13 protein-coding genes are annotated in these 16893 nt (G+C 62.4%); 1 reads left to right on the plus strand and 12 read right to left on the minus strand.

All coding sequences use genetic code 11. The features are described 5' to 3' along the window. The first annotated feature begins 50 nt into the window (after positions 1–50). Positions 51–5222: a dermonecrotic toxin domain-containing protein gene (locus tag GH769_RS27855; protein ID WP_153649949.1), complete on the plus strand. Its 5172-nt coding sequence runs from the start codon at positions 51–53 to the stop codon at positions 5220–5222. Here GH769_RS27855 and ureC read toward each other — a convergent pair. From ureC to GH769_RS27915, 12 genes are all read right to left on the minus strand, one after another. Continuing rightward, on the minus strand, positions 5219–6919 hold the full coding sequence (ureC, locus tag GH769_RS27860; RefSeq protein WP_020301612.1) for an urease subunit alpha: 1701 nt from the start codon (positions 6917–6919) through the stop codon (positions 5219–5221). The two genes, GH769_RS27855 and ureC, sit on opposite strands and share 4 nt — an antisense overlap. 111 nt (positions 6920–7030) lie before the next feature. Then, on the minus strand, positions 7031–7336 hold the full coding sequence (locus GH769_RS27865; RefSeq protein ID WP_003188134.1) for an urease subunit beta: 306 nt from the start codon (positions 7334–7336) through the stop codon (positions 7031–7033). Then, on the minus strand, positions 7333–7866 hold the full coding sequence (locus GH769_RS27870; protein ID WP_020301611.1) for a GNAT family N-acetyltransferase: 534 nt from the start codon (positions 7864–7866) through the stop codon (positions 7333–7335). Before GH769_RS27870 ends, GH769_RS27865 begins: the two co-directional genes overlap by 4 nt. Positions 7867–7871: 5 nt before the next feature. After that, entirely contained in the window at positions 7872–8384 is a 513-nt protein-coding gene (locus tag GH769_RS27875) for a GNAT family N-acetyltransferase (protein WP_019818288.1), read from the minus strand. 9 nt (positions 8385–8393) lie between these two features. Next, positions 8394–8696 carry an urease subunit gamma gene (ureA, locus tag GH769_RS27880; protein WP_032904028.1) on the minus strand — a complete coding sequence of 101 codons (303 nt, stop codon included), beginning with the start codon at positions 8694–8696 and terminating at the stop codon, positions 8394–8396. A gap of 92 nt (positions 8697–8788) precedes the next feature. Beyond that, on the minus strand, positions 8789–9628 hold the full coding sequence (locus GH769_RS27885) for an urease accessory protein UreD (protein ID WP_014716708.1): 840 nt from the start codon (positions 9626–9628) through the stop codon (positions 8789–8791). A gap of 30 nt (positions 9629–9658) precedes the next feature. After that, positions 9659–10357 carry an urea ABC transporter ATP-binding subunit UrtE gene (gene urtE / locus GH769_RS27890; protein ID WP_014716709.1) on the minus strand — a complete coding sequence of 233 codons (699 nt, stop codon included), beginning with the start codon at positions 10355–10357 and terminating at the stop codon, positions 9659–9661. A gap of 140 nt (positions 10358–10497) precedes the next feature. Beyond that, a complete protein-coding gene (urtD, locus tag GH769_RS27895) occupies positions 10498–11331 on the minus strand; it encodes an urea ABC transporter ATP-binding protein UrtD (RefSeq protein ID WP_162236640.1) in 834 nt (277 codons plus the stop codon). After that, positions 11328–12395: an urea ABC transporter permease subunit UrtC gene (gene urtC, locus GH769_RS27900; RefSeq protein WP_014716711.1), complete on the minus strand. Its 1068-nt coding sequence runs from the start codon at positions 12393–12395 to the stop codon at positions 11328–11330. The genes urtD and urtC overlap by 4 nt, the downstream gene beginning before the upstream one ends. Continuing rightward, positions 12395–13897 (minus strand): urea ABC transporter permease subunit UrtB, encoded by a 1503-nt coding sequence (gene urtB / locus GH769_RS27905; protein ID WP_032904025.1) that lies wholly within the window; start codon positions 13895–13897, stop codon positions 12395–12397. The genes urtC and urtB overlap by 1 nt, the downstream gene beginning before the upstream one ends. 164 nt (positions 13898–14061) lie before the next feature. After that, positions 14062–15327 carry an urea ABC transporter substrate-binding protein gene (gene urtA, locus GH769_RS27910; RefSeq protein ID WP_003188149.1) on the minus strand — a complete coding sequence of 422 codons (1266 nt, stop codon included), beginning with the start codon at positions 15325–15327 and terminating at the stop codon, positions 14062–14064. Positions 15328–15521: 194 nt separating this feature from the next. Further along, positions 15522–16883, minus strand: coding sequence for a PepSY domain-containing protein (locus tag GH769_RS27915; protein ID WP_032904024.1), 1362 nt, complete (start codon positions 16881–16883; stop codon positions 15522–15524). Positions 16884–16893 lie beyond the last annotated feature (10 nt).

Consider the following 16893-nt stretch of genomic DNA (forward strand, 5'->3'; position numbering starts at 1 on the left):
AAACGGCGTGCCTAGGATGACAACCTCTTCCAAGAAAAGGTTGTCATCCCATGCCGGACCTTCAAGTCACCGACCCCGCCACCCCGCCTCCTGGTGAGCAGGGCCAGCATTACGAACTGATCAAGCAGGCGATCCCCACTTGCCTGGTCAACAGTTCGCCCTCCCGTCGCAAGGCCCTCAAGGACACGCCGCCGGCTATTCCCCGCTGGTATGACGCCGCTTCCCAGGCACGCAAAGATCAGCTCAAAGTGCTGCTGGACGCCCGTTGCGAGTCGCTCAACGAACTGGAGAAAACTTTCAGTCACATACGCTCGGAGCAAGCGTTTGCCCAACCCTTGCTGGAAGCCGAGCTAAAGGCTATCGGCCACGAGCTGGACGTCAACCAAACCTGGTTGCGCCTGTATGTACCGATCGAAGATGCCTTTGGCGTGAAGACCGGTGGCTTCAGGGTCAAAACGTTCTCCCTGCTGCACGCTGCCCTCGGCAACTTTGAGCAACGGGAGACTCGAGAGGGCTATTTCAACAGCGCCTCAGGTTTCATTACCCAACCGGACGTGCGCGATCATTTCGAGCGCCACACCACGACCCTGAAGATTCATGCGTTCACCCAGCTGTGCCGAGACCTGGACCTGGGCAAGCAGTACCAGGCTCACCTCAAGGCACAGTTGAAACCTGACGACGCCAAATCCCAAGCCGAACTGCGCGAACGTTATGTCCGGCATCAGAAAGCCGCCTTCAAGGCGGCGGCGTACCTGGCATTGCTCAAAGGCGACATTGGCGACAGCGACCACGCGCTGCTGATGCGCGTGGCGGCCGGCGAAAAACACATCCTCAGCGACGGCAAGCCCATCGGGTATCGCAGCCTGAGCCTGATGAACCTGCATGTGCACGATTGCCTGGTCATCGACACTTGCGCCAAGCCTGGCTACACCTGCTGGGTCATCGTCTATATTCCCGATGACCCCGACCATCCCATCAAGCGTTATGAAAGCTTCAATGACTTTCGCAATGATTTGACCGAGCGCCTGAGCGCGAAAACCACCCAGCAAGCTGACCGCTCCCAAGGCTGGAAGGCTACGCCGAACCAGCATTTTTTTGCCCGGTTCGTTGCCGACAAAGACCGCGCCTACTACTACAAACGACTGACCGAACTGGTGCTGGACGCACCTCCCCAGCCGTTTGGTGCACAGGCCTTGCGATCGGAGTGGGGGCGCTTGCTGACTTCTCCGTCCTTTGCCACGCCTTCGACACTGGGCGAACCCCAGCCCTACGTGCGCGTACATGCCGCTGCCCCTGAATTCAACATTCGCGCCCACACCCTGACGGACCTATGGCAAGTTGCAGACCTGTGGACCTATCGCCTGGGCAGCCTGCGTACGCGGCTGTTCGAGAACGCCCGGCATCGTGCGGTGAGCACCTCCGATGTCGATGAGGCCTCGCGTTCACTGCGCGCTGCGCATTACCTGAGTATCGGCCTGTTCGGCCTGAACCTGGTGGCCATGGCGGTGCCGCCGCTGGGTGTGGTGATGGCTGTGGCGATGGCCGGGCAACTACTTTACGAAGTCATCGACGGTGTTATCGAGCTGAGCGAAGGCGACCGCGAAGCGGGCTGGGCGCACATCACCGACGTGGTGGAAAACCTGGCGGCGCTGGCGGTACAGGCAGCCGTGGTGCACTTCACCGTGTCGCCGTTTATCGAGCAGCTCAAGGCCGTTACCCTGCCCAATGGCAAGACTCGGCTCTGGAAACCCGACTTGTCGGCCTATGAGCACACCGCGTCCCTCCCTTCAGTGGCGGCGGATGAGCAAGGCCTGCACCGGCACAACGGCCAGACCGTGCTGCCGTTGGAGGGCAAACGCTATGCCGTGCAACAAGACCCGCTGACCGAGCAATTCCGCATCCTCCATCCCACACGTGCCGAGGCCTATCAACCGATATTGAAGAGCAACAGCGCTGGCCTCTGGAACCATGAAGTGGAACGCCCGCACACCTGGGAAGGCGCCACGTTGATGCGGCGATTGGGCCCGGTGACGGAGGGCTTCAGCGATGCCGAGTTGGAGCAGGCGCGCAGCGTGGCGGCTGTGAGTGAGGACGTGCTGCGCCGCGTGCATGTGGAAGGCGAGGCGGTACCGGCGATCCTGCTCGACACCCTGCGCCAGTTCAGGGCGTATCGCGATGCGGTGAACGTCGCCGAGGGCATTCGCCAGGGCTCGCTCAGCAGCGCACTGTGCAGCTATGCCGCATCCCTGGCGGTGGAGTTGCCGGGATGGCCAGCGAGCAAGGCGATCGAGGCATTTGCCGGCACCGAGTTGAGCGGACCGTCGATCAAATACGGTAATCAGCAGGCCGCGGGGGCGGACACCGTGCAGGTCCACCGCGCCGATTTGATGAGCGGCCAGTTGCCCATACGCATTATCGAAGCGCTCAGCGAACCTCAGCGCGATGCTCTGGTGGGCAGTTACACCGCCCGCACACCCGAGGCGAGAACCGAGGCCCTGAGATTGAAACTCGAACAAAGGGCCATCGAGGTGCGCGAGCGGTTGATGAAGAGTATCTACGTCGAGCAGCAGCCACCCTCCGACACCGCGATTATGCTGATCCAGCGCGACTTCAGTGGCGTGCCGACGATTTTGGCGCGCGAAGTGCTGGTGGACGCGACGCCGAGCGAGCGCGACACGATGAACCGCGCCAAGCGCATTCCCCTGCGCCTCGCTGAAAAGGCGCGCCGGGCGCAGCAGCAAATGCGCCTGACCCTCGCGTATGAAGGCTTGTACCTCGACGCGTTGGCCGGCCCAGACACCGAAACCCTGGCCCTGCACACACTGCCGGCACTGCCCGGCTGGTCGGACAATTTGCGCCTGGAAGTTCGCGAAGGCCGGTTTGAAGGCCCATTGCGCGCCAGCTTCGGCCCCCTGGAGGCGAGTAGTCGCAAGGTGTTGGCACGCATGGAGGATGGGCGTTACCAAGCCTTCGATGAGCGCGGCCAGCACCTGCATGGGCTCAATGGTTTCTATGGTGCTTTGCAGCATGCGTTGACCGATGCCCATCGCAACGCGATTGGCGTGCCCCACGTCGGCCAGGGTGAGCAATTGAAGGGGTTGATCAAGCAGCATGCAATAGGCCGAGTACCGTTGCGCAAAGCCTTGGGCATGTCGCCGGAAAAACTGCCTTTTTTTCGACCGCCCAGCGTGTTGCCGGGTGAGCGTCGCGGCTATCCATTGAGCGGGCGGGGTGGCACTGAGTGGGAAAAAATCACGCGCGAGCGGATCCGCAGCCTGTACCCGCAAATCACCCGGGACGAAATGCTCGCCCTGATCAGCGAGCGCGGCGCGTTGGACCTGAGCTGGCTGCGTGCGTTGGAGCAAGAGTACAAGACCCTGCAGGCCACCTTGCACAACTGGTTGAGCACACCGCCCCAGGGCATGGAGGCGTTCGGTGACCAGCAACGCCAGGTGCTGAGGGCCAGGCGCAAGATTTATACGGCGCTGGATGACGCCTGGAGAAAGGTCGGCCCACGGCACTACGATCGAAATGGGCGCCTTTTGGGGCAGAAAATCGAATGGTTGGAAGACGACCTGGCACAGCAGCTCAGAACCTTGCCCGCACTGACTGCAAACTTCGACCATGTCAGCTACTTGGGCATTGTGGGAACCGAAGGCTCGCAGCTGACGGATGCGGATGTGCAGCCACTGCTCGCCAACTTTCGCGGTCTGCGTCGATTAGGGATCGAGGCTGCTCAACTGACAAGCGTGCCGTCAGCCATCGAACAGATGCCGCATTTGCAGCGGTTGCATTTGGGCGGCAACGATATTGTCCTGACGCCTGAAGACGTCCTGCGCTTGAAAGATCGGGTGCGTCTCAAGGAGTTGTTTTTGGACATGAACCCACTCGGCTTGCCACCCGATGTTGGGCGCATGCCGCGCTTACAGACCTTGCTGCTCAATGACACAAGCCTGGAGGAGTGGCCTGCCAGTGTGTTCCGTGTGCCCAGGCCGGAAAATTTCATTCTGGATATGCGGCAGAACCCGATAGCGCGGATTCCCGAGTTCGCGCCGGGCTCGGATAAGGCACTGATTGTGGCGAAAACCTTCCTCACCCGTGAAGAGCTGACGCCTGAACTGCTTGCTCAATTCAAACGGTACATCGAGGCCGCTGGCCGGGATCCGGATCGCCAATTGCCGAAAAGGGGCGCGCTCGACAGCGAGCAGTGGAAAACCGGTTATTCGGCGCAGGAATGGCCCTCCAGGCAAGTGTTATGGGACATGCTTGAAGGCTCGTTTGGCTCTGAGGGCTTTTTCAATCTTCTTCGTGCCGTCAGGCACTCCGGGGACTCGACAGGCAGGGGCGGCGTATGGTTGCCGGAATTGACCGCCAAAGTCTGGCGCATGCTTGAGGCGATGGGCGAAGACGCCGAATTACGCGAACACTTGTTCCTGATGGCCCGGGACCCAGCGGCCTGCGTGGACGCCGGGGCGCAGTTGTTCAATTCGATGGGCGTTGCCGTGCTGCATTGGTCAGCCTACTTCAGCGAGGATGTCGACGCCGTGCGCAGGGCCGTGTTCAACCTGGCCAGGAGGAAATGGCGCCTTGATGAGCTGGGGCGTATTGCCCATGCTCGCGTCGCCGAGTTGCAGGAGCAGGGCGCCAGGTTTCCCGAGTATGATGCCCAGGGCCTGCGCATTGAGCATTACGATGGCGCCGGTAATGTGATCGCCGATATCGACGAAGTCGAAATCTATCTGGCGTATACGGTGCCGCTGGCCACCCGGCTGGACTTGCCCTGGCAATCCAGAAGCATGATGTTTCGCGAGGACTATGTCACGGCGCCGATGGTGGAGGCGGCATTCCAGCGCGTACAGCTGCAGGATCAGGGCGCGCAGTTGCGTGACAATCTGCTGGAGCAGCCGATGTGGACTGACTTCCTGCAGCGTGCGCATCAAACTGATTACGCGCTGATTGCCGAAAAATTCGACGCCCTGATCGACTATGAGGCCGCGCAGGCACAATGGGCCGCCGCTGCCCACCTCCCCGAGAGAGCGAGGCAGGCCCTGCGTCAAACCATCAGCCAGACGGCCCGGCGCCTGGGCCGATCGGCTTCGGAAAGTGAACCGGGGCAACTGATGCCCCAGCAAGACTACGATGACACCTTTGGCCGCATCAATGCCGAGCTGATCACCTTGAACCAGACACTGACCGATCAAGCGATCAGCGCCATTCTCTAGAACAGGAAGTACCGCTGGGCCATCGGCAACACCTCGGCCGGTTCGCACCACAGCAACTGACCGTCAGCCTTGACCTGATAGGTTTGCGGGTCAACCTCGATATCCGGCAGGTAATCGTTGTGGATCAGGTCGGTTTTCTGCACATCGCGGCAACCCTTGACCACCGCGATCTGCTTCTTCAGGCCCAGGGCCTCGGGCAGTCCGGCCGCCTGCGCGGCCTGGCTGATAAACGTCAGGCTGGTGGCGTGCAGGGAGCTGCCGAAGCTGGCGAACATGGGGCGGTAATGCACTGGCTGCGGCGTCGGGATCGAGGCGTTGGCGTCGCCCATCAGGCTCGAAGCAATGGCGCCGCCCTTGAGGATCAGCGTGGGCTTGATGCCGAAAAAAGCCGGGCGCCACAGCACCAGGTCGGCCCATTTGCCGACTTCGATGGAGCCGACGATATGGCTGATGCCGTGGGTGATCGCCGGGTTGATGGTGTATTTGGCGATGTAGCGCTTGGCGCGGAAATTGTCGTTGCCGGGGCCGTCGCCGGGCAGCGGGCCACGCTGTTTTTTCATCTTGTCGGCGGTCTGCCAGGTGCGTGTGATCACCTCGCCGACGCGGCCCATGGCCTGGCTGTCGGAGCTGATCATCGAGAACGCGCCGAGGTCGTGCAGGATGTCTTCGGCGGCGATGGTTTCGCGGCGGATGCGGCTTTCGGCGAAGGCCACGTCTTCGGCAATGCTCGGGTCCAGGTGGTGACACACCATCAACATGTCCAGGTGTTCGTCGATGGTGTTACGCGTGAACGGCCGCGTCGGGTTGGTGGAGCTGGGCAGCACATTGGGGAAACCGCAGGCCTTGATGATGTCCGGTGCATGGCCGCCACCGGCACCTTCGGTGTGGTAGGTGTGGATGGTGCGGCCCTTGAGCGCGGCGAGGGTGGTTTCGACAAAGCCCGACTCATTGAGGGTGTCACTGTGGATCGCCACCTGCACGTCGTAGGCATCGGCGACGCTCAGGCAGTTGTCGATGCTCGCCGGCGTGGTGCCCCAGTCTTCGTGCAGCTTCAAGCCGATCGCACCGGCCTTGACCTGCTCGATCAGCGGCTCGGGCAAACTGGCGTTGCCCTTGCCGGTAAAGCCAATGTTCATCGGGAACGAATCGCTGGCCTGCAGCATCCGCGCAAGGTGCCACGGGCCGGAGGTGCAGGTGGTGGCGTTGGTGCCGGTAGCCGGCCCCGTGCCGCCGCCGATCATGGTGGTGACGCCGCTGGTCAGGGCCTCTTCGATCTGCTGCGGGCAGATGAAGTGCACATGGGAGTCGATGCCGCCCGCCGTGAGGATCATGCCTTCCCCGGCGATCACTTCGGTGCTGGCGCCGATGGCCATGGTCACACCGGGCTGGATGTCCGGGTTGCCAGCCTTGCCGATAGCGTGGATGCGGCCGTTCTTGAGGCCCACGTCAGCCTTGACGATGCCCCAGTGGTCGATGATCAGCGCGTTGGTGATCAGCGTGTCGACCACTTCATGGGCGAGCAACTGGCTCTGGCCCTGGCCGTCACGGATCACCTTGCCGCCGCCGAATTTGACCTCTTCGCCGTAGACGGTGAAGTCCTGTTCCACTTCGACGAACAGTTCGGTGTCGGCCAGGCGCACCTTGTCACCGACGGTGGGGCCGTACATGTCGGCGTAGGCTTGGCGGGTGATTTTCATGTGTGTGCCCTGAAGAATAGGTGTTGAATGTGAAATCGCTATCGCAGGCAAGCCAGCTCCCACAGGGGGTTGCATTTCAACTGTGGGAGCTGGCTTGCCTGCGATGAGGCCCTAAAGGTCGCCCATGACCCGCCCTGCAAACCCAAATACCCGCCGCCCACCACCCAAATCCACCAACTCCACCTCCCGACGCTGCCCCGGCTCAAACCGCACCGCCGTGCCCGCCGGAATATTCAGGCGCATGCCACGGCTGGCCGCTCGGTCGAATTCCAGCGCGTCATTGGTCTCGAAAAAGTGGTAATGCGAGCCCACCTGGATCGGCCGGTCGCCGCTGTTGGCCACGCCGAGGGTGAGGGTGCGGCGGCCGACATTCAGTTCGATCTCGCCAGGCTGGATCTGATATTCACCAGGAATCATGCAGGTTGCCCCAGGGTCTTGAAGTAGATGGCGGTCGGGCTGTAGCGCCCGTCCGGGCTTTGGCAATAGTCGGGCAGCTCACCGATTTTGGTGTAGCGCAGCGACTGGTAAAAGGCTTCGGCGCCGGAGCCGGCCTCGGTGTCCAGGTACAGCAGGCCACGCTTGTGCTGGCGCGCGGCGAGTTCCAGGGTATTCATCAATTGCTGGCCCAGGCCATGGCGACGGGCGCTGCTGTGCACCAGCAACTTTTGCACCTCGGCGCGGTTCAGACCGTTGGCTTTCTGGCACAACGCCAATTGCACGCTGGCGATCACCTGCTCGTCGCGCACCACCACCCACAGCAGCAGGCTGGTGTCCTCGACACCGGCTTGCACGCCGCTCAGGTAGTCCCGGGCCTGGGCCTCATCGAAGTCGGCCATGAAGCCCACCGACGCGCCGTGCTGCACCGCGTCCAGCAACAGCTCGATCAAGCCCCGGCGGTAGTGGGCAAAACTTTCCGCATTGACTCGACGCAGTTGTGCAGCGCTCATCGATGTCACTCCTTGGGCGGTTGTGCGCCCGGGTTCAAGGTCAGTTGCATAAAGGTCAGGTCCAGCCAGCGGCCGAACTTGATGCCCACTTGCGGCATTTGCCCGGTAGTCACGAAGCCCAGGCGCTCATGCAGGCGGATCGAGGCCAGGTTGCCACTTTCGATGGCGGCGACCATGACGTGCTTGCCGCAGCTGCGGGCGCGCTCGATCAGGGCCTGCATCAGGTGTGGGCCGAGGCCTTTGCCACGCTGGTCATTGCGCACGTATACCGAGTGTTCGACGCTGTAGCGGAAGCCTTCGAAGGGGCGCCAGTCGCCGAATGAGGCGTAGCCGGTGACTTCGTCGTTGTCCACCGCCACCAGGATCGGGTATTGCTGCGCCTGGCGCGCACTGAACCAGGCCTGGCGGTTGGCCAGGTCCACCGGTTGCTCGTTCCAGATCGCCGTGGTGTTCAACACCGCGTCGTTGTAAATGGCGCGGATTGCCGGCAGGTCGTGTTCGGTTGCATCACGAATCATGGCTGCGCCTCAGGCAATGGGCTGGTGGACGGTGACCAGCTTGGTGCCGTCGGGGAACGTGGCTTCCACCTGGATATCCGGGATTATTTCCGGGATGCCTTCCATAACCTGTTCGCGGCTGAGCAGGGTGGTGCCGTAGTGCATCAGGTCGGCCACCGTGCGGCCATCGCGGGCGCCCTCCATCAGGGCGGCGGAGATATAGGCGATGGTCTCCGGGTAGTTGAGCTTCACCCCGCGCGCCAGGCGTCGCTCGGCGACCAGGCCTGCGGTGAAGATCAGCAGTTTGTCTTTTTCCCGTGGGGTCAGGTCCATGGTTCAGGGTCCTTCATAAAATTCATTCTTAAATACATAGAAGATCCCATGTGAAGCTGATTTATGTGGGAGCTGGCTCCACAGTTTGATCTTCATGTGCTCCAGATTCTTGGTGATATCGCTTCCCTGCCGAGTACGGCCGGTCGCAAAAGCCGCCATAAATCAATCAACCACCCCCGCGCCAGCAGCGCTTCACTGGCCAGGCACCGCGCCACCAGCAAGCCGGGCAGTTGGGTCAGGTCACCGCGCACCGCGTGGGGCAGTGAGCGGCATTGTTCCAATAATTCAGGTTCGATCTCACCGGTCACCAACAATGTGGCAAACACCGGCTGCCCATCCAGCCCGATAGGCGAATCCAGCAACCCATCGGCGCCCACAATGCGCTGGCGCTCATGCCAGAGCAACTGGCCGTCGCGGCGAATGTCCAGGTGCGATTGAAAATGGCCCAGGTCGAACCGTTCGCCACTGGCCGGGCGCCCCAGGGCGACCACATCCCAATAGAACAACCGTGCATCGCCCAACAGCTCGATTCGCGTGGTGAGTTCGGCCTGGGCCGCGCTGAACACGATGGTTTCCTGAGGCAGCCATTCCAAGGTCGCGCCGGCTTCCACAGTCAGTTCAAGTTGCTGATACGCCGGGCCGCTGGCGCGGTACCACTTGGCGGCGCCGGGGCTGGTCAGTTGTGCCCAGGCACCCGTGCCCACATGGGCGCTGATGTCCAGGCGATCGCCACCGGCAATCCCGCCGGGAGGGTGCACGATGATGTGCTGGCACACCTCAGGGCCTTCGGCGTACAGGTGTTTTTGCACGCGCAGCGGGCCAAGGTGGCGGCGCAATACCGGGCGTGTGGTGTCTTTGACACGCGCGTAGCCGAGTTCCAGCTCGGCGTGCCAGCTGGGCGTGAACAGGGCAGGGGTAATGGGCAGGTTCATGGCGTGTGCTTATCGTTAGGAGGCTACAGATTAGATGGTTACCAGCCCACGCACACCCTCGCTTTCCATATTTTCACCACGGCCCTGCTGCACGATTTCGCCACGGGACATCACCAGGTACTGGTCAGCCAGTTCAGCGGCAAAGTCATAGAACTGCTCCACCAACAGGATCGCCATGTCGCCGCGCTCCGCGAGCTTCTTGATCACCGCGCCGATCTCCTTGATGACCGACGGCTGGATGCCTTCGGTGGGCTCATCGAGAATCAACAGGCGCGGGCGGCTCGCCAGGGCGCGGCCAATCGCCAACTGTTGTTGTTGGCCCCCGGATAAATCGCCGCCGCGGCGGTGCTTCATTTGCAGCAATACCGGGAACAGTTCGTAGATGAAGGCCGGCACCTCTTTGGCTTCGGAACCGGGGAAACGCGATAGTCCCATCAGCAGGTTTTCTTCTACGGTCAGCCGCCCGAATATCTCCCGGCCCTGGGGCACGTAGGCGATGCCGGCATGTACGCGCTGGTGCGGCTTGAAGCCGGTGATGGCCTTGCCTTCCCAGTTCACCGCGCCTTCCTTGGCTGGCAGCAGACCCATCAGGCACTTGAGCAGGGTGGTCTTGCCCACGCCGTTACGCCCGAGCAGGCAGGTGACTTCGCCGACCTTCACGTCGAAGGACAGCCCGCGCAGAATGTGGCTACCGCCGTAATACTGGTGCAGCTTGTCGACTTGCAGCATTCTCAAAACCTCCTCAATCCCCCTGCGGGAACCGGATCAACTGTGGGAGCTGGCTTGCCTGCGATGCAGGCGACCCGGTGTGTCAGGTAAACCGCTATCGCAGGCAAGCCAGCTCCCACATACAGCCGTTCGTGTCAGCGTTAGCGGCCGAGGTAAACCTCGATCACCCGCTCGTTTTCCTGCACCTGTTCCAGCGACCCTTCGGCCAGCACGCTGCCCTGGTGCAACACAGTCACATGGTCGGCAATCGAGCCGACAAACCCCATGTCGTGTTCCACCACCATCAACGAGTGCTTGCCGGCCAGGCGCTTGAACAGTTCGGCGGTGAACTCGGTCTCGGCGTCGGTCATGCCCGCCACTGGTTCATCGAGCAGCAACAGTTGCGGGTCTTGCATCAGCAACATACCGATTTCCAGGAACTGCTTCTGGCCGTGGGACAGCAAGCCGGCGGGGCGATGCACCGAGGCGGTGAGGCGGATGGTGTCGAGCACTTCCTCGATGCGGTCCTTCTGCTCACCGTCCAGGCGCGCCCGCAGGCTGGCCCACACCGACTTGTCGGTCTTCTGCGCCAGCTCCAGGTTTTCGAACACGCTGAGGGCTTCGAACACCGTGGGCTTCTGGAATTTGCGCCCGATGCCGGCCTGGGCGATTTGCACTTCGCTCATGCGCGTCAGGTCCAGGGTTTCGCCGAACCAGGCCTTGCCGTGGCTGGGTCGGGTCTTGCCGGTGATCACGTCCATCAGCGTGGTCTTGCCCGCGCCGTTGGGGCCGATGATGCAGCGCAACTCGCCGACGCCGATGTACAGGTTCAGGTCGTTGAGGGCCTTGAAACCGTCAAAGCTGACGCTGATATCTTCCAGGGTCAGAATGGTGCCGTGGCGGGTGTTGAGCCCTTTGCCCGCGACCTGGCCGATGCCAATCGCATCGCGGCCGCTGCCTGCGTCGAAAATAGGTTCAAGCATGACGTTCCTCATTTCTTCAGCAGGCCGATAACGCCCTTGGGCAGGTACAGGGTGACGATGATGAACAGCGCGCCCAGGAAGAACAGCCAGTACTCGGGGAAGGCCACGGTGAACCAGCTCTTCATGCCATTGACCACACCGGCGCCGAGCAACGGCCCGATCAGCGTGCCACGCCCGCCCAGCGCTACCCACACAGCGGCTTCGATGGAGTTGGTCGGTGACATTTCACTGGGGTTGATGATGCCCACCTGCGGCACATACAGCGCACCGGCAAGGCCGCACAACACTGCGCTCAACACCCACACGAACAGCTTGAAACCGCGTGGGTCGTAACCGCAGAACATCAGGCGGTTCTCGGCATCGCGCAGGGCGGTGAGCACACGCCCGAACTTGCTCTTCGCCAGGCGCCAGCCGATGTAGAGGCTCGCCACCAGCAACAGCACCGTGGCGATAAATAACACCGCCCGCGTGCCCGGTTCAGTGATGCCAAAGCCGAGGATGCTGCGGAAATTGGTAAAGCCGTTGTTGCCACCGAACCCGGTCTCGTTGCGAAAGAACAACAGCATCCCCGCGAACGTCAGGGCCTGGGTCATGATCGAGAAATACACGCCCTTGATCCGCGAGCGGAAGGCGAAGAAACCGAACACCAACGCCAGCACCCCGGGGGCCAGTACCACCAGGCACAACGCCCACAGGAAGTGGTCGGTGCCGGCCCAGTACCAGGGCAATTCGGTCCAGGACAAAAAGGTCATGAACGCCGGCAACTCATCCCCGGACGCCTGGCGCATCAAGTACATGCCCATGGCGTAGCCGCCCAAGGCGAAGAACAAACCGTGGCCCAGGGACAACATCCCGGCGTAACCCCACACCAGATCCAGCGCCAGGGCGACGATGGCGTAACAGAGAATCTTGCCCACCAGGGTCAAGGTGTAGGCCGACACATGCAGCGGGTTGTCGGCAGACAAGAGCGAGCACAGGGGCAACGCCAGCAGCAGGAGCAGGATGACTGCACCGACTGCAATCGTGACCTTGGGGCCGGCCTTTTGCGTGGCCGTAAGCATCAATGGCTGGTTCATCAGTCGATCACCCGTCCTTTCAGTGCGAAGAGTCCTTGCGGGCGTTTCTGGATAAACAGAATGATCAGCGCGAGGATCAGGATCTTGCCGAGCACGGCGCCGATCTGGGGTTCGAGGATCTTGTTGGCGATCCCCAGGCCAAAGGCGGCCATGACACTGCCGGCCAACTGGCCGACGCCGCCGAGCACCACCACCAGGAACGAGTCGATGATGTAGCTCTGGCCCAGGTCCGGGCCGACGTTGCCGATCTGGCTCAGCGCCACGCCGCCCAAACCTGCGATACCGGAGCCGAGGCCAAAGGCGAGCATGTCCACGCGCCCGGTAGGCACGCCGCAGCAGGCGGCCATGTTGCGGTTCTGGGTGACGGCGCGCACGTTCAGACCCAGGCGCGTCTTGTTCAGCAGCAGCCAGGTGAGCACCACCACGAACAGCGCAAAGGCGATGATCACGATGCGGTTGTACGGCAGCACCAGGTTGGGCAGTACCTGGATGCCGCCAGACAGCCAGGCCGGGTTCGACACTTCGACGTTCTGCGCGCCGAACACCAGGCGCACCAGCTGGATCAGCATCAGGCTGATGCCCCAGGTGGCGAGCAGGGTTTCCAGTGGGCGGCCATACAAGTGACGGATGACTGTGCGTTCCAGCGCCATGCCGATGGCCGCGGTGACAAAAAACGCCACCGGCAACGCGATCAACGGGTAGAACTCGATGGCCTGGGGCACATAGCGCTGCATCATCAACTGCACCACATAGGTGGAGTAGGCGCCGAGCATCAGCATCTCGCCGTGAGCCATGTTGATCACGCCGAGCAGGCCGAAGGTGATCGCCAGGCCCAGGGCCGCCAACAGCAGGATCGAGCCCAGGGACATGCCGCTGAACGCCTGGCCGAGGATTTCACCCATCATCAGTTTGCGTTTGACCTGGGCCAGGCTGGTTTCAGCGGCGGTGTGCACGGCGGCGTCGGCTTCCACGCCTGGCGCCAGCAGCGCTTCAAGGCGCGTGCGGGCCAGCGGGTCGCCGGTGCTGCCGAGCAAGCGCACGGCTGCCAGGCGCACCACCGGGTCGGGGTCGACCAATTGCAGGTTGGCCAGGGCCAGGCTCAGGGCGCTGTGCACCTGCTCATCCGTTTCGGCGGCGACCTGCTGGTCGAGGAATTTAAGTTGTGCAGGCACCGCGCTTTTTTGCAGGGTGCGCGCTGCGTCCAGGCGTACCTTGGGGTCGGCGGCGAGCAGTTGCTGGCTGGCTTGCACGTTATTGATCAAGCCGCGCAGGCGGTTGTTCAGGCGCACGGTCTTGGTTTCGCCGTTGAGCATGAGTTGACCTTGCTCAAGGGCGTCCACCAACTCGATACGCGTTGGGTCGGGGTGGGCGGCCCAGTCCTGCAGGAGTTTGGCTTGCTGCACCGGGTTGGCGGCAAGGAAGTCTTCGGCGTCGCTGGCGTGTGCGCCAAAGGGCAGCACCAGCAGCACGGCGAGGATGAGGCGGTGGAGGGCAGTGGGCATAGCAAAATGTCCTGATCATGCGGGGACAGTGTGGGAGCAGGCTGTGTGGGGGCTGGCTTGCCTGCGATGGCATCGCTGCGGTGTGTCAGGCACACCGAGTTGTTTGCATCGCAGGCAAGCCAGCGCCCACAGTGACCATGTCCCACATTCGAGCTGTGGGGGCGTTAGTTGCTCTTCACGGCATAGTCCGGCTTTTTGTCATTGCCCGGGATGTAGGGGCTCCACGGCTGCGCACGAATCGGCGCTTCGGTCTGCCACACCACCGAGAACTGCCCGTCGGCCTGGATCTCACCGATCATCACCGGCTTGTGCAGGTGGTGGTTGGTCTTGTCCATGGTCAGGGTGAAGCCCGACGGCGCGGCGAAGGTCTGGCCGCCCAGGGCTTCACGCACTTTGTCGACGTCGGTGGACTTGGCTTTTTCCGCCGCCTGCGCCCACATATGGATGCCCACATAGGTGGCTTCCATCGGGTCGTTGGTCACGGCTTTGTCGGCGCCCGGCAGGTTGTGTTTCTTGGCGTAGGCTTTCCAGTCGGCCACGAACTTCTGGTTCACCGGGTTTTCCACCGACTGGAAGTAGTTCCAGGCCGCGAGGTTGCCCACCAACGGCTTGGTGTCGATGCCACGCAGTTCTTCTTCACCCACCGAGAACGCCACCACCGGTACCTCGGTGGCTTTCAAGCCTTGGTTGGCCAGTTCTTTGTAGAACGGCACGTTGGAGTCGCCATTGACGGTGGAGACCACAGCCGTCTTGCCACCGGCGGAGAACTTCTTGATGTTGGCGACGATGGTCTGGTAATCGGCGTGGCCGAACGGGGTGTAGACCTCTTCGATGTCTTTATCCGCCACGCCTTTGGAATGCAGGAACGAGCGCAGGATCTTGTTGGTGGTGCGCGGGTACACATAGTCGGTGCCGAGCAGGAAGAAACGCTTGGCGCTGCCGCCTTCTTCGCTCATCAGGTATTCCACCGCCGGGATCGCCTGCTGGTTCGGCGCCGCACCGGTATAGAACACGTTGGGCGACATCTCTTCACCTTCGTACTGCACCGGGTAGAACAGCAAACCGTTGAGTTCTTCAAACACCGGCAACACCGATTTACGCGACACTGAGGTCCAGCAGCCGAACACCACGGCGACCTTGTCCTGGGTCAGCAGTTGGCGGCCTTTCTCGGCGAACAGCGGCCAGTTGGACGCTGGGTCTACCACCACCGGTTCGAGCATCTTGCCGTTCACCCCGCCCTTGGCGTTGATCTCGTCGATGGTCATCAGCGCCATGTCTTTGAGCGAGGTTTCGGAGATCGCCATGGTCCCGGACAACGAGTGCAGGATGCCGACCTTGATGGTCTCGGCGGCCTGGACGGTCCAGGTCAAACCCATGGCGGCAATGGATGCCGACAAAGTGAAAGCCTTGATCAAGCTGCGACGCTTCATGGTGCGATCTCCGTGTACCGATAATTGTTGTGGGGCAGATACACAGGGCTTTGCAAGGGCTGTGCCTGCTACGCCAGACACGGGTTTACCGGCGGGTTCGGGAGGTAAAGCCGCTCCGTGGCGCACCAGGTTGGCGCCACGGAGGCCGTTGGGTGCACGGCAGGCTTCAAAAGAGGGCGTTGGGCGACAATGCTTCAGGCGGTTGCGCTAATGCGTGACAGCAGCAAGCGATCCAGCGCCCACACCAGGACCAACGAAGCCCCTACCAACGGGAAAATGATCGCCAGCCCGAGCATGATCGCCATCGCGGTTTTCCACTTGGGCAGGTCGTGGCGCAGCGGCGGTACACCCAGTCCACCCTGGGGCCGGCGCTTCCACCAGATCACCACGCCGCTGACCGCACTGAGCAGAATCATCAGGCAGATCACCAGCACGATCAGTTGGTTGACCCAGCCGAACATCTTGCCTTCGTGCAGCATCACGCCGGTCTCGGTGGCGCGTGCGACCAGGTTGTAATGATCCCAGCGTACATCGGCCAGGACCTTGCCGGTGTACTGGTCCACGTGCAGGGTGGCGTCGTTGCGCGGGTCGTCGGCGAACACCGCGACGGTGAATACACCGGTGGCGGTGGTGGGGAAGGTAATGCTGTAGCCGGGCTCGACCTTGCGTGTGTTGGCCAGGTCGACCACCTGTTGCAGGCGCACCGTGGGTGCGGCCGGGCCTGCGTGCATTGCGCCGTGATTCATATGCTCGGCGTGGTCGCCGGACATTGGCATCGGCGTGTTTTCCAGGGCCCAGGGCACGGTTTGCTGGGTGGCCGTGTTGAGCACACGGGCCTGCTGGTCGGACTGCGGCACGCTGTTCCACATCGCGGCTGGGAAGGTGTTCCACAGGTCGGCGTATTGCTTGCCCCAGAAGCCGGTCCAGGTCATGCCGCTGAGCAACATCACCAGCAGGAACGCCGCGCCCCAGAAGCCGGCGACAGCGTGCAGGTCACGCCAGAACAAGCGGCCACGGCTGCCGATGCGCGGCCATAACACGCCGGCCGAGGACTTGCCCCGCGGCCACCACAGGTACAGGCCGGACACCACCAGCATCACGCCCCAGCCAGCGGCCAATTCGATCAGGCGATCGCCCACGGTGCCGATCATCAGTTCGCCGTGCAGGGCGCGGACGATGGCTTGCAGGTTGTTGTTTGCGTCTTGCTCACCGAGGACGGTGCCGCGATAGGGGTCGATGAACACCGCCACCTCGTGGGCATCGTTGCGCATCACGAACTGCGCGCTGCGAGTGGCGCCGGCAGGGGGCAGGTATTTGCTGATCGCGGCGTGGGGGTAGGCGGCCTGGGCGCGCTGCAGTTGCTCGTCGGCGCTCAGCGCATGTTCGGCGGCGGGCACGGTGAGCAGGTGGCCGTACATCAGCGGGTCGAGCTGGGGTTTGAACAGGTAGATGATGCCGGTGAGGGCCAGCAGCACCATGAAGGGGGCGACGAAGAGGCCGGCGTAGAAGTGCCAGCGCCAGGCCAGGTTGTAGAAGGAAATTTTTTGTGTGGTCATCGGCTGCTCC

The organism is Pseudomonas sp. CFSAN084952 (assembly GCF_009648855.1).
Taxonomy (GTDB): domain Bacteria; phylum Pseudomonadota; class Gammaproteobacteria; order Pseudomonadales; family Pseudomonadaceae; genus Aquipseudomonas; species Aquipseudomonas paracarnis.

Excerpts from the sequence above, each read along its gene's own strand:
- GH769_RS27855 (WP_153649949.1), top strand. The coding sequence starts at position 51 with ATGCCGGACCTTCAAGTCACCGACCCCGCCACCCCGCCTCCTGGTGAG.
- ureC (WP_020301612.1), bottom strand. The coding sequence starts at position 6,919 with ATGAAAATCACCCGCCAAGCCTACGCCGACATGTACGGCCCCACCGTC.
- GH769_RS27865 (WP_003188134.1), bottom strand. The coding sequence starts at position 7,336 with ATGATTCCTGGTGAATATCAGATCCAGCCTGGCGAGATCGAACTGAAT.
- GH769_RS27870 (WP_020301611.1), bottom strand. The coding sequence starts at position 7,866 with ATGAGCGCTGCACAACTGCGTCGAGTCAATGCGGAAAGTTTTGCCCAC.
- GH769_RS27875 (WP_019818288.1), bottom strand. The coding sequence starts at position 8,384 with ATGATTCGTGATGCAACCGAACACGACCTGCCGGCAATCCGCGCCATT.
- ureA (WP_032904028.1), bottom strand. The coding sequence starts at position 8,696 with ATGGACCTGACCCCACGGGAAAAAGACAAACTGCTGATCTTCACCGCA.
- GH769_RS27885 (WP_014716708.1), bottom strand. The coding sequence starts at position 9,628 with ATGAACCTGCCCATTACCCCTGCCCTGTTCACGCCCAGCTGGCACGCC.
- urtE (WP_014716709.1), bottom strand. The coding sequence starts at position 10,357 with ATGCTGCAAGTCGACAAGCTGCACCAGTATTACGGCGGTAGCCACATT.
- urtD (WP_162236640.1), bottom strand. The coding sequence starts at position 11,331 with ATGAGGAACGTCATGCTTGAACCTATTTTCGACGCAGGCAGCGGCCGC.
- urtC (WP_014716711.1), bottom strand. The coding sequence starts at position 12,395 with ATGAACCAGCCATTGATGCTTACGGCCACGCAAAAGGCCGGCCCCAAG.
- urtB (WP_032904025.1), bottom strand. The coding sequence starts at position 13,897 with ATGCCCACTGCCCTCCACCGCCTCATCCTCGCCGTGCTGCTGGTGCTG.
- urtA (WP_003188149.1), bottom strand. The coding sequence starts at position 15,327 with ATGAAGCGTCGCAGCTTGATCAAGGCTTTCACTTTGTCGGCATCCATT.
- GH769_RS27915 (WP_032904024.1), bottom strand. The coding sequence starts at position 16,883 with ATGACCACACAAAAAATTTCCTTCTACAACCTGGCCTGGCGCTGGCAC.